Source organism: Pedobacter sp. GQ55, from assembly GCF_059758925.1.
This window is the reverse complement of record NZ_JCAXEI010000002.1, coordinates 358044-370201: the sequence shown is the minus strand read 5'-3', so window position 1 is coordinate 370201 and position 12158 is coordinate 358044. Positions and strand designations below refer to the sequence as shown.

General features: G+C 40.4%; 17 protein-coding genes. 13 read left to right on the top strand and 4 right to left on the bottom strand.

All coding sequences use genetic code 11. The features are described from left to right. Nucleotides 1-18: 18 nt before the first annotated feature. From AC6CH7_RS06380 to AC6CH7_RS06365, 4 genes are all read left to right on the top strand, one after another. Nucleotides 19-408 carry a hypothetical protein gene (locus tag AC6CH7_RS06380; protein WP_498261891.1) on the top strand — a complete coding sequence of 130 codons (390 nt, stop codon included), beginning with the start codon at nucleotides 19-21 and terminating at the stop codon, nucleotides 406-408. Between the two features lie 88 nt (nucleotides 409-496). Continuing rightward, entirely contained in the window at nucleotides 497-1534 is a 1038-nt protein-coding gene (locus AC6CH7_RS06375) for a sensor histidine kinase (protein ID WP_498261890.1), read from the top strand. Next, nucleotides 1515-2285 carry a LytR/AlgR family response regulator transcription factor gene (locus tag AC6CH7_RS06370; protein ID WP_498261889.1) on the top strand — a complete coding sequence of 257 codons (771 nt, stop codon included), beginning with the start codon at nucleotides 1515-1517 and terminating at the stop codon, nucleotides 2283-2285. The genes AC6CH7_RS06375 and AC6CH7_RS06370 overlap by 20 nt, the downstream gene beginning before the upstream one ends. A 230-nt stretch (nucleotides 2286-2515) precedes the next feature. Further along, nucleotides 2516-3121, top strand: a complete 606-nt coding sequence (locus AC6CH7_RS06365; RefSeq protein ID WP_498261888.1) for a porin family protein — start codon at nucleotides 2516-2518, stop codon at nucleotides 3119-3121. 57 nt (nucleotides 3122-3178) lie between these two features. Here the strand turns inward: AC6CH7_RS06365 and AC6CH7_RS06360 are convergent, their stop codons facing one another. Then, entirely contained in the window at nucleotides 3179-3568 is a 390-nt protein-coding gene (locus AC6CH7_RS06360) for a RidA family protein (protein ID WP_498261887.1), read from the bottom strand. 98 nt (nucleotides 3569-3666) lie between these two features. Further along, nucleotides 3667-4227: a Crp/Fnr family transcriptional regulator gene (locus AC6CH7_RS06355; RefSeq protein ID WP_498261886.1), complete on the bottom strand. Its 561-nt coding sequence runs from the start codon at nucleotides 4225-4227 to the stop codon at nucleotides 3667-3669. Between the two features lie 169 nt (nucleotides 4228-4396). On the opposite strand from AC6CH7_RS06355, the gene AC6CH7_RS06350 reads away from it, so the two are divergent. From AC6CH7_RS06350 to AC6CH7_RS06340, 3 genes are all read left to right on the top strand, one after another. Next, entirely contained in the window at nucleotides 4397-4918 is a 522-nt protein-coding gene (locus AC6CH7_RS06350; protein ID WP_498261885.1) for a hypothetical protein, read from the top strand. A gap of 248 nt (nucleotides 4919-5166) precedes the next feature. Beyond that, on the top strand, nucleotides 5167-5754 hold the full coding sequence (locus tag AC6CH7_RS06345) for a hypothetical protein (RefSeq protein WP_498261884.1): 588 nt from the start codon (nucleotides 5167-5169) through the stop codon (nucleotides 5752-5754). A gap of 2 nt (nucleotides 5755-5756) precedes the next feature. Then, nucleotides 5757-6389: an immunity protein Imm33 domain-containing protein gene (locus AC6CH7_RS06340; protein ID WP_498261883.1), complete on the top strand. Its 633-nt coding sequence runs from the start codon at nucleotides 5757-5759 to the stop codon at nucleotides 6387-6389. A gap of 75 nt (nucleotides 6390-6464) precedes the next feature. Here AC6CH7_RS06340 and AC6CH7_RS06335 read toward each other — a convergent pair whose 3' ends face one another. Beyond that, complete coding sequence (locus tag AC6CH7_RS06335; RefSeq protein WP_172659791.1) at nucleotides 6465-6725, bottom strand: hypothetical protein; 261 nt, start codon at nucleotides 6723-6725, stop codon at nucleotides 6465-6467. A gap of 322 nt (nucleotides 6726-7047) precedes the next feature. Here AC6CH7_RS06335 and AC6CH7_RS06330 point away from each other — a divergent pair, with 322 nt between their 5' ends. The 6 genes from AC6CH7_RS06330 to AC6CH7_RS06305 are packed head-to-tail and all read left to right on the top strand — an operon-like array spanning nucleotide 7048 to nucleotide 10672. Then, nucleotides 7048-7581 (top strand): YceI family protein, encoded by a 534-nt coding sequence (locus AC6CH7_RS06330; RefSeq protein ID WP_498261882.1) that lies wholly within the window; start codon nucleotides 7048-7050, stop codon nucleotides 7579-7581. A gap of 11 nt (nucleotides 7582-7592) precedes the next feature. Continuing rightward, on the top strand, nucleotides 7593-7811 hold the full coding sequence (locus AC6CH7_RS06325; RefSeq protein ID WP_048906676.1) for a tautomerase family protein: 219 nt from the start codon (nucleotides 7593-7595) through the stop codon (nucleotides 7809-7811). A gap of 4 nt (nucleotides 7812-7815) precedes the next feature. Continuing rightward, a complete protein-coding gene (locus AC6CH7_RS06320) occupies nucleotides 7816-8550 on the top strand; it encodes an SDR family NAD(P)-dependent oxidoreductase (protein WP_498261881.1) in 735 nt (244 codons plus the stop codon). 24 nt (nucleotides 8551-8574) lie between these two features. After that, nucleotides 8575-8955, top strand: a complete 381-nt coding sequence (locus AC6CH7_RS06315; RefSeq protein WP_498261880.1) for a nuclear transport factor 2 family protein — start codon at nucleotides 8575-8577, stop codon at nucleotides 8953-8955. 44 nt (nucleotides 8956-8999) lie between these two features. Continuing rightward, on the top strand, nucleotides 9000-9578 hold the full coding sequence (locus AC6CH7_RS06310) for a Crp/Fnr family transcriptional regulator (protein WP_498261879.1): 579 nt from the start codon (nucleotides 9000-9002) through the stop codon (nucleotides 9576-9578). A gap of 11 nt (nucleotides 9579-9589) precedes the next feature. Further along, nucleotides 9590-10672: an NAD(P)H-dependent flavin oxidoreductase gene (locus AC6CH7_RS06305; protein WP_498261878.1), complete on the top strand. Its 1083-nt coding sequence runs from the start codon at nucleotides 9590-9592 to the stop codon at nucleotides 10670-10672. Here the strand turns inward: AC6CH7_RS06305 and AC6CH7_RS06300 are convergent. Beyond that, nucleotides 10667-12076: an aminotransferase-like domain-containing protein gene (locus tag AC6CH7_RS06300; RefSeq protein WP_498261877.1), complete on the bottom strand. Its 1410-nt coding sequence runs from the start codon at nucleotides 12074-12076 to the stop codon at nucleotides 10667-10669. The genes AC6CH7_RS06305 and AC6CH7_RS06300 overlap by 6 nt on opposite strands. Nucleotides 12077-12158: the final 82 nt, after the last annotated feature.

The window sequence follows — 12158 nt, the reverse complement described above, 5'->3', positions numbered from 1 at the left end:
TTATTCAATTTTACTGATATGAGCAACAGACCTCAACGAGAACACAGACCGTTATTTGAATATTCAGGTAAGTATGAGCAAACAGTTAGAACAATAGATTTGATCAGAAAAATATTTAATAATGCGCTTAAGCAAAGGCTATGGGTATTTGAGCCATCAGTGAAAAGGTGGTTCAGTCCGGAAGAGTTCATGGAAATGTATGAACGATACGACAATCTGGATCCGAAATGGATTGCAAAGATTGAAGTTCGTGATCCGATGGAGGGGCTGGAAGCTGCGGATACGCAGGTTGAAAGTATACTTGCTAGGAAAGCAATATTGACGAAGAAGATTATTGACTATGAGCGGGCTAAACAGAAAAGGATCGAGGACTCGATAAAGGTAAGGCCAAAGGTTAAACAAATATAACCCTGATATTTTCTCATTCATTGCTGATTTTGCCCGCTCTAGCGATTAATTTAATGTTAAAGATGCTCTAATCAGTAACTTTGGGTATATGCAAGAGAAATTACCTGTAAAAAGAATGAACCGGCTAACCTGGTTGCTATCTGTGATCATAGGTATTATCTTTTACATTATCATTTCGCATGGCTCCCGCCAGGAGGACATTTATCCTTTTACCGGTTTTACGATATTTGGGATACTGATGATCGGCCATATTGATGTTCTTGTAATGGTCATTTTAGCAAGGCGTTTTGATGTGAAATCGAACCCGTTTATGTGGTATAGGTGCCTGATTGGTTATCCGTTGAGTATATTGGTGTACTTTGTTACCTGGCCTTTTGTAGCCCGAATGGCAAATGTAAGCTGGACGTATACGGACTTAAATTTGTTCCTGGCATTTATAGGTTCGGGGTTTGTTATCAATACCATGATCATTTTAATGCACGATTCGGTATTGCTGTATGAACATAAACTGCACAGTGAACTGGAGCTTTCGAAGTTAAAAGCGGCTAATGCGGAAGCAACTAATCTTCTGTTAAAACAACAGATTCATCCCCACTTTCTGTTTAATGCTTTGAATACGTTAAAAGCATTGTACCACAAGGACGCTCATATTGCCGACGAGTATATTGTTCACATGGCAGGCTTTTTAAGGGCTTCCATTTATTATCATACTGATAATATTGCCAAATTGAAAGATGAGGTTCATGTATTAAATGACTATCTGGAAATGCAGCGGATAAGGTTTGGTACAGCGCTGGATTGCAGTATTGATGTGCCTGTTGAAACCCTAGAGCGTTATTACCTGCCTTCGTTTTCTTTGCAGCCTTTGTTAGAGAATGCGATTAAACACAATAACTTCACTTTGCTGGCTCCGCTAAAGGTTAGCATTACCCAGGATGGTGACCGTTTGCTGATCAGCAATAACGTGCAAAAGAGGAACATCATCGTTGCATCTACCAATTATGGGTTGGCTAATCTTGCGGAAAGGTACAAGCTATGCTCTGGCGACGAGATTAAGATTATAGAAACAGACAACATCTTTTCAGTCAGTATAAAATTATTAAATTATGAAGATCGTAATCATTGAGGATGAAGTGGTTGTTGCAGACGACCTTGAAATGAATATCATGAAGCTGATTGACGAACCTTTGGAGATCGTGAAGTTGAGCTCAGTAAAAGAAAGTATTACTTATTTTAAAGACAATGAGGCTCCGAATCTGATCTTTAGCGACATACAGCTAGGTGACGGATTGAGTTTTGAGATCTTTGTAGCTGAGCCGGTTTCGGCCCCTATAATTTTTTGTACAGCCTACGATGAATATGCCCTGGATGCGATTAAGGCCAATGGCATCGATTATATATTAAAGCCGTTTACACGACAAATGCTGAATACCGCTCTGCAGAAATACATGCAGCTGAAGAAGATATTTTCGGCAGATCAAACCCCGCAGTATGAAACTTTGCTAAAGTTACTTTCGGGGAAAGAGGCTCAAAAAGCGGCTTCTATACTGGTATATCATCAGGATAAGATCATTCCTGTTAATCTGGATGACATTGCCATGTTCTATCTGGATAGTGAGTTAACGCATTTGCTGACCTTTTCGGGAAAAACTTATTATCCTAATAAAAATCTGGATGAGCTCGAGCGTTTAGCTGGTAGTGCTTTTTTTAGGGCTAACCGGCAATATCTGGTGTGCAGGAAGGCCATTATTGATATTTCGAGTTTCTTTTCGAGGAAGTTATCCTTAAACTTAAATATTCCCTTTGCAGAAAAGGTAATTGTGAGCAAGGGGAAAGCTCCTGTATTCTTGAAATGGCTGGCTAAAGGTACTAGTTAGATACACTTTGGTAAGTCCGATTTCGAGTAGCTCTCTGATGTTCAGGGGGCTACTGCTGTTTTTGGGCTTTTCTTTCAGTCGGGTATATGCCATTTCCGGTATGACTTTGCCCGCTTCGGTCACATTTTGCTTAAAAGGGGTTCCTGTTAACCTCACCTTTGATGTAAATAACCCGCTGGTGTGGTGGGGAGTAATGAAAAAGACTTCAAAAATCAATAATTAAAAAACAGATGAAAAAGTTAGTATTAGTGTTAGTTGTTTTGGTTGTAGTAAGCACAAAAGGTTTTAGTCAGACCGCCGAAAACGCTGGTTTTGTTCAGAAATTGATGAAAAAGTTAGAATTCGGTATTACCGCAGGAGGTAATTACAGCAATTTTAGTGGTGCCAATTTTGATACAGAGGCGCTTCCAGGTTTCCATGCGGGACTGACTGTTTCTTACAAGTTCACAGACAATTTCCTGGTAACAGAGGAATTTCTTTACTCGCTGCAAGGGGCTAAAGTAAAGGCAGGGAAGTTTGCCGGACAGGATATAAAGCTATCGTATGCTTCCGTGCCAATCCTTTTTAAATACAGCACAAATTCGGGGTTCTATATTGAGGCTGGCCCGCAGGCAAGTTTTAAGGTAAAGGAAGACATTGGTGGGGTTACAGATGCTAAGTTCGCTAAGAAGATTGATTTTGGAGTGGCAGGAGGGCTAGGGTTCCAGTCAAAAATGGGCGTAGGGATTGGTGCAAGATATGTTTATGGTATGCAGAAAGTTCAGGAAACGCCATCGGTGGCTTTAGGTGATTTGAAGAATAATAGCATACAGGCTAGTATATTTTATACTTTTTAAACATTTGTTTATATATGTAGAGCTGTGTCGCCTTGGTTATGTGACACAGCTTTTTTGTTATTTTACTACGGTAGCTTCGAGTTCTACTTTTAATGTTTCAAAGAGGCTTGTTACTTCCAGTAGGGTTGTTGCCTGTTTGATGTTATGTTTGGCGATCCATTCTTGAAGAATAGGGAAGTTGGGCCAAAGTTCTGCTGTTGCAGTGGTGTAGATGTTTAGCTTTACGATGTTTTTGAGTTCATAGCCGGCTTGGGTGATTACTTGTTCCAGATTCTGTATGGCCTGGATTAACTGGGATTTCATGTCTTCGTTGCTAGATATGCCATCTTTATTGATTGCTGCTTGTCCGGAGACGTAGAGTGTACTTTGAGCTTGTTTTACTTCAATAGCCTGTGAGTAGCTGCGTTCGTCCTGCCATTTCCAGGGATTGATATTTTTTAATTCCATTGTATTTGCGTTTTGATTTGCATTACAAAGGTGGGGATAGCTGGGGCTGTTGGGAGTTGATGTTTCTCACTATTATGATGTGAGGTATGTCACACTTATTAGGATAGTCTGCTTAGTGTTTCCCTTGAAATGCCAAGGTAGGCAGCGATGAGGCTTTTGGGTACGCGTTGAATAAGAGATGGATATTGTTTGATTAGCTGTTCGTAACGTTCTTTAGAGTTGGAGGTTAGCCAGGAGATGATGCGTTTTTGGGATCCAAGAAAGCCGAAGTTTGCTTTTTGAAGTAAGAAACGTTCCATCTTTTGGAGGTTATCGCATAGGTCCTGGTAGCCTTTTAGTGTGAGGCATAGGACTTCGGTATCTTCTAAGCACTCTAAGGACATGGTGGCTTTGGTTTCCGTGAAAAAGGCATAGTAATCGCTTTCCCACCAGTCTTCCATAGCGAAAGAGACGATGTGTTGTTTGCCGGTTTCTTCTGTGTAGACTAGTTTTAGGAGCCCGGAGATTACAAAGTAGGAATATTTGACGGCTTCGCCTTCTTGAATGAGGAATTGGTTTTTTTTGAATTTTTTAGTGGTGAAATGGGATAGGATGAAGCCGTATTCTTCATCGGTTAGGGGGACTATTTTTTCTATATGGGTTCTGAGGAATTCCTGCATGGGTTAAAAGGGGGGCTGGAGGTGAGGAGTTTGTATAGGGGCTAATATCTGAAATTAAATTGGGATGGGGGGATGGGTAGTAGGATGGCTAGATTGCAAATATAAATTAGATTTTGTTTTAAGGCTTTTGCATATTTGAACTGGCCGTATCGTAAACTAATAGTCGGACATGATAATTGAAGCAGAAATCATTAACCAGCCGTCTTCTGGAGAATATGACGAAAGAATCTATGACAATGAAAGTCCCTGGAATTCTCAAGGCTGGACATGGATAAAGTTTACAAATGACGACTATAGTGAGTGGTGTGGGGAGTTTCGAGGTTTTCCAAGAAGGGTGGCAATTTCGACGGTTTCTAATCTGATTTTGGTATTAACCTCAGACTACTTATTTCTACTGGATAGATTTAAAGGAAATATAATTGAATTAGAAGACCAGCCGCAGTATCATAATTTAATTGTAGCACCAAGTGGAAGTTTTTTTATTTCAGGTTATTATAGATTCGAAAAAATCACAACAAGTCTAAAGGCTAAAATCAAAATTGAGAGTCCTATTGATATGGACATGATAGAATTTAAAGGTTGGAATGGTGATAAATTAGAGTTTACTTGTGATGAATTTCTGAATTGGGATAGGCATCTGAAAATGGTGTATGATGATCAGACCGATAGGATAGAGATAGTGAGTGGATAAAAGGTTCTATTTATTAAACTTTATTAGGGTGTCATCGATTTGACTCCGGCACTCGTACTCATGTCTTGTGTTACTTTAAAGGGAAACCCGTATCAGACCAACTGTAAAGCTATAGGCGGATAAGACCGTGTAGTAATCCAACAATTTTCTTTACCTGTAGATCATCACACATCTATTTAAAATCTTTTCATTAATATTACTTCAATTAGTTCATCTGAATTATCCGATAACAAATTAAGCTTTCAAATATGATCCTATTTAAAAATAAACTCCGCTTACTCACTTCTGTTTTTTTCTTTCTTGCGATTTATTCCACTAACCTTTTCGCTCAAGAGGTAACAGATACAACATCAAAAGAAACTCGGGCTACGCTAGATGGACCACCAAGACTAACTGGTGACCCTTTAATTTTCTTTGATGGAAAGGAAATGCTCATGTCTGAAATGATGAATGTAAATCCAAATGAAATCGCCATGGTTACTGTATTGAAGAAAGATACTTTTGAAAAATATGGCGAAAAGGCTAAACATGGAGTGCTACTGATCCAAACTAAGGTTTATTGCACAAAACTTTTTCAGCAGTACTTATCGGGAAAGTCGGCCGAATACAAGAAAATACTTAGTGATGATTCAAATGATCAAAACGTAAAGTATATTTTAAATGAAAAGGTTTTAAAAGACAATTACGAGGGTGATTTGGCAAGTATTGCAGATAGCACATTTATTAGTATTAGTGTAGTGGGGGCGAAAGAGCTTAAAGCTTATGAGGTTACCGATAAGAAGTACGGAGTGGTAATTAAGACAAAGCCTAAGGATAAAAAGCAGATTGAAGAGTAGTTATGCCTAGTTGGAAATTAGAGAATGCTAATGAAGTTCGAAAGGAAGCACCATATACTTTCTATAAACCGTCTGATGAAATAATTGATCGGCTAATACCTGGAGAAGCAACAGTTAAGCTGATATTTTCATTTGAATCTGATGACCCAGATGCTGTTAGCGCAGAACGAATGTGGGTTATCATGGAGTCTGTTGATGAGTATGGTAATTATTCTGGTATTTTAGATAACGACCCTTTTTATATTAAAGATTTAAAGGCTGGCGATTCTATCACCTTTAGAAGGGAACACATTATTCAGTATAACACACTTGATGAGTTGGATTTTGAAGATCCAATGGGTGAGATGATCGAAAAATGTAGGCGAAAATGCTTTGTATCTAATCATATTCTTGAAGAAGGATTTAAGGTTGGTAGATTATACCGTGAGGAAGGGGATTATGAAGATTATTCGGGATGGACAATTATGAGTGATTATGAAACTCAGGAGTATATTGATGATTCGACAAATCTCCAATATGTTTCAATAGGGAAGGTATTAAATCTTGATGATAGCTTTATTCACTTACTTGAAGAACCTATAGGATCGGATTTCGCGAGAGATGAAGTAACAGGGCAATATTTCTCAATTGAATAGAAAGCACTAAGCATATGCCACGGCTATCTATTCAATTGAAACAGTTCTAAATAAAACTAGTAGCTAAAAACGAGTTTAATAAACCGACTTCCAGATCTTAAATGTATTCTGGTGGTTCCCGTCTATTTGTCTTATGACAAGGCAAAGGTGTTCTTCCCTCTGAGGGAAATACTTGTCAATGATTTGCTGAGTTTGCTGAATTAATTGTCCGAGGTGCTGTTCAAAATCAATGTTTTTAACATCTAAAATAACCTGATTCATTCTTGCTGAAATTGTGCATTCGAAGGTAAATTCTCTTTTGAGCGCTTTTACTACTTTTGACCTCAGTTTTTTCATTGAATTCTGATTTTGGGTTATTAAAAAGGGTTTCCCCATTAATTATTATCAGTCTAAACGTTAGCTGCCTGTAATAATTGTGCAGGAAAATGTCATTATTTTATTCTCCTGTTTTTATTTGGCAACATTCTAAATTAGCAAAAATAGTATAAGGGCCAACCTTTTCTGTGTTGTTTTATTGTAACAAATTTGGGTGATACCAGGTGGCTCTCTTATAGTGATCTGGATCACATAAAACAAGCTTTATTTTAATGGTGATGTAGGTCACACAACTTCTGGGCAAATCCTTTAGAACTTTGATGTACAATTAAAAACAAAAGTTATGAAAATTCAAAAATTTGAAATCTTAGCTGCCCAAAGTAATATTGATTGGGTAGGCAAAAAAGTAACCGGAGTACACAATGGTACCATTGGTATTAAAGAAGGTGAAATTATTCTGAACGACGGTAAACTGGAAGGTGGTAAATTCATTATCGATACTACTTCTATTAAAATACTGGACGTTGCTGATCCCGGAACGAATGCACAATTTGCCGGTCACCTGGCTTCTGACGATTTCTTTGCGATTGAAAAATATCCTGAAGCAACATTGGAAATCACCTCAGTTTCTGGAAATGATGTTGAAGCCGACCTGACTATTAAAGGCATTACCAACCCAATCAATTTTGATGCATCGATAGCGGCAAATGGCGACATTTTGCGCGCTACAACCAAACTGTTAGTTGACCGTACCAAATACGAAATGAAGTTCCGCTCGGGCAATTTCTTCCAGAATTTAGGTGATACCCTGATCTACAATGATTTTGAATTGTCTATTGAGGTAACCGCTAAAGCTGTACAACCAGTTTTAGCCTAAAATATAAAGCCATGCCATACATTAAAATTGAACTAACCCGCGAAGGGGTTAGTCGCGAACAAAAACAAGCCCTGATTAAAGGGGTTACCGATCTGATGACAGATGTATTGAATAAAGACCCTCAGCTGACCCATGTGGTGATTCAGGAAATAGAACTTGATGATTGGGGATTTGCAGGTGAACAGGTATCTGTATTAAGAGAAAAAGGGATTACAGCCGATAAAAAATAAGGGAATGAAAAAGCAAACCATAATAGTTACCGGTGCCTCATCCGGAATCGGTAAAGAAATAGCCCGCCACTTTTTAGAAAACGGGGATAATGTAGTGATCAATTCATCAACCCCGGAAAAGCTGGAACTGGTTTATCGGGAGCTTGGTGGGGGCGGGAACCTGGAAATGTTAGCAGGGAACGTAAAGGATAAAAGTACAGGTGAGCAGCTTTTGGCTATAGCCCTTGAGAAATTTGGAGCGGTGGATGTACTGGTAAACAATGCCGGTATTTATGAAACTAAGCCATTTCTGGAAGTGGATGAGGCTTATCTGGACCGCTTTTTAAATACCAACCTGAAGGGCACTTTTTTTACCACACAGGCGATTATTCCACAAATGTTGAAACAGCAGAGTGGTGTAGTGATCAATATTGGTACTCCGTTGGTAAATCATGCGCTTGGTGGTGGGCCATCAACTGCACCAATGACCTCTAAAGGAGGAATACATGCGCTTACCTTGCAGCTTGCGGCTGAATTTGGAAAACATAACATCAGGGTGAACACTGTTGCGCCGGGCGTGATCCGTACACCTATGCATGGTGAAGATGCGGATCAAAGTGCAGGATTGCATTTGCTTAACCGTGTTGGTGAGGTGGAAGACATTGCACAGATGGTATATTTAGTTGCCAGAAGCAATTTTATAACTGGAGCAATCATCAATGTAGATGGTGGTATGGCTGCGGGGCATCACCTAAATTAATTTGACCTATAAAAACTAAAGAAAATGAAAACTACTAAAGAAGATTCATTGGCAATTACCCAGGCACTGGAAGATTATTATTTTAAAGGGATTTATGAAGGTGATACGGATAAGCTGCGGAAGGTTTTAAACCCGGGTACTTTGTTGTTTGCCGATATAAAAGGGCAGCCTTATTTTAAAACGCTTGACCAGTACCTTAATGGTGTGGCCAACAGGGAAAGTCCTAAAGATTCTGGTAAGCCTTTTAAGGGAACGGTGATATCGATTGAGGTGATCAATACCATTGCTGTAGCTAAAGTGCATGTTAAAATGTATGAGTTCAATTATGACGAGTTACTATCGTTTCATAAGATTGATAACCGCTGGATGATGGTTAACAAAATGTTTACAGACGTAAGCGAATAGATTTAAATCTTTAACTTTAAAGCGTACAATGAAACATAGCTGATATGCCATCGGAAGCTAAGGAAATTTTAAAAGCTCATATCGATAAATTGGTTGTTCTGACCGATGAACAGTTTGATTATTTTTTCTCGCATTTTAAAAAACTTAGCTTCAAAAAAGGGCAAGCCATTATAATGGAGGGGGATGTGGTGGATTGTGAATACTTCGTGATTTCGGGTTGTTTAAAGGCTTTTTTTATCAACGATGACCTGAAAATGTTTATCCTGCAATTTGCCATGCCTACCTGGTGGGCTTCTGATTATAACGCGTTGTATAGCCATACCAAGGCCACCGTTAATGTGGACTGTATTAGCGATGCGGAGGTGCTTTGCCTTAGTAATAGTGACCGGGAAAAGCTGTGTAATGAGATCCATAAGGTAGCGCATTTCTTTAGGTGGCGGACGAATAGAGGCTATGTGGCGGTTCAAAAAAGGTTGTTATCCTTTATGAATAATGATGTGCGGTATAGGTATGAGGAGCTTTTGAAGCTGTATCCGGAGCTTTATAATATGGTGCCTAAAAAGTTGATCGCTGCTTATTTGGGTGTTTCGAGAGAGACGTTGAGCCGATTGTATAATGATTAATGAATTTTAAGATGATGTGGTACGAAACAAGAGCATCGAAAATATTGGGGATTGATTATCCTATTTTGCAAGGGCCATTTGGGGGGAACCTTTCTTCTGTGGCGCTGGTATCGACAGTGTCTAACGCTGGTGGACTTGGGGGCTATGGGGCTTATACATTGAGTCCACAGGAAATTATTGAGGTAGATCAGCAGATTAAGGCTGCAACGAATAAGCCTTATAACATCAATTTATGGGTTTCTGATACGGATGCGGTTGATGGTACTGTTTCTGATGAGCAGTTTAAACAGGCCCAGGCTTTGTTTAAACCTTATTTTGATGAAGTGGGCATCGCATTGCCTGAAAAACCAGTGCCATTTAAATCGCGTTTTGAAAATCAGCTGGAGGTGATATTACATCAGAAACCACCTGTGTTTAGTTTTATGTTTGGTTTGCTGGACGAGGATATTTTGGAGCAGTGCAGAAGGCTGGGGATTGTTACCCTTGGAGCGGCAACTACATTGGATGAGGCCATAGCATTGGAGGCAACCGGGGTTGATCTGATCATTGCCTCTGGCTTTGAAGCGGGTGGACATCGTCCTTCTTTTTTGGCCTCAGCTGAATCATCGACCACCGGAACGTTTGTATTGCTTCAATTGATTAAAGAAAAGGTTAAAATTCCGGTGATTGCTGCAGGTGGTATTGCCAATGGAAGGGGGGTTGCGGCGGCGCTGGCACTTGGTGCAGAGGCGGCTCAGATTGGTACTGCTTTTCTGGCTACTGAGGAGTCGAACGCTACGGTCGTCCATAGGAAAATGCTGTTCTCGGATAATGCTAAGTATACTACCTTATCGAGGGCTTATACCGGAAGGCTTGGCAGGGGAATAACCAGCAGGTTAGCAAAGGATATGATCCATAAAGAGTATGGCTTTTTGCCTTTTCCGCTACAAACGCAGTTCATGTCGCATTTAAGAAAGGGTGCGATTGAGCAGGAGAAGTGGGACTTGATTTTGTTCTGGGGCGGGCAGATAGCGCCAATATTAAAACACAGGAAAGCAGGGGCGCTGATGCAATCTATACTGGAGGAGACTACGGCGTATTTTGATCAGTTATGATCCTGCCAGCCTGCCAAGTAATTTTAATTTTTGTTTAAGTGTTTCGGACCAGGGTAGGCCCAAGGAAAGCCTCATGCAGTTTTCAAACTGATTTTGCAGGGTAAACATCCTTCCGGGAGAAATGCTGATGTTCTGTTTCAGCGCCCTTTCGAACAGTACTGTAGTATTGATTTCTTTATTAAACTCTACCCATAAGGCAAGCCCGCCTTGTGGTCGACTCGTTTTGGTCCCCTCTGGAAAATATTCGGCGATGGTATCTATATATTGCTGGTAGTTGTACTGTAAGGTTTGGCGCAATTTGCGCAGGTGATTTTCGTACCTGCCGGTTTTTAGAAAGTTAGCTACTGCTTCTTGTGTAATGGTCGTTGAGGATATGGCGTGCACCAATTTTAGTTTGAGGATTTGTTCTTTGTATTTGCCTGGTGCGATCCAGCCCACGCGATAACCCGGTGCCAGGGTTTTGGAAATAGAACTGCACCATAGTACTGTTCCCTCGGTATCAAAGGACTTGCAGCATTTAGGGCGTTGGGCGCCAAAATACAGGTCGCCATAGATGTCGTCTTCTATAAGCGGAACGCCGTGTTTGGCCAAAAGTGCGACGACTTCTTTTTTATGTTCATCAGGCATGCAACTACCCAAGGGTGTATTGAAGTTTGGAACCAGCAGGCACAGGTTGATTTTGGAGACTACTTTTTTTAGGGCATCGATTTCGATTCCCGTGATGGGATGGGTAGGCAGTTCGATTACTTTTAGCCCTAAACTGCGAGCCAATTGCAGGATGCCCGAGTAACACGGGCTTTCCATTGCGATGGTATCGCCAGGCTTTGATAGGGCCATCATGCAAAAGGATAGTGCATTCATTCCGCCGGCTGTGGTGACCAGGTCGTTTTCATCAAAATTCCCTCCCCAGGTTAAGGAACGTGTTGCAATCACTCTTCGTAATTTCTCGTTGCCTTGTAAGGGTTCGTATGCGGTGCCACTGTGGCTGAGTGATCGGGTGGCCTGGACGATTTCCTTATTTAGCTTAGCTAAGGGCAATAGCTGATCTGCAGGTGCACCGATGGAGAAAAACGTAAGATCAGTATTGCCCATGTTGGCGTAGATTTTACGGATCAATTCTTCGGGCTCCTGATTGCCATTGATTAATGAAGGACTGCTTACTTCTGCAAGCGGAAGCTTTTTGTAGGGTAAGCGATTTACAAAATAGCCGGATTGTGGTTTTGATTGGATGAGCGATTGTGCTTCGAGTTCGAGGAATACCCTTTTTGCGGTGTTCATGCTAATGCCATGTTCGGTGCATAGCATTCTTACTGATGGGAGGCGGTCGCCCTCTTTTAGAACGCCGTTTTTAATGAGACCGGCAATGTTGTTTGATAATTCTGTATACAGGAAGTTACGCTTCATTATGTAAAGATAACTGTGTCTGTTTAAATTTCAAAAACTGTAACTGTGTTCATTTAATGCTGCCAGCTATTTTTGTATAAAA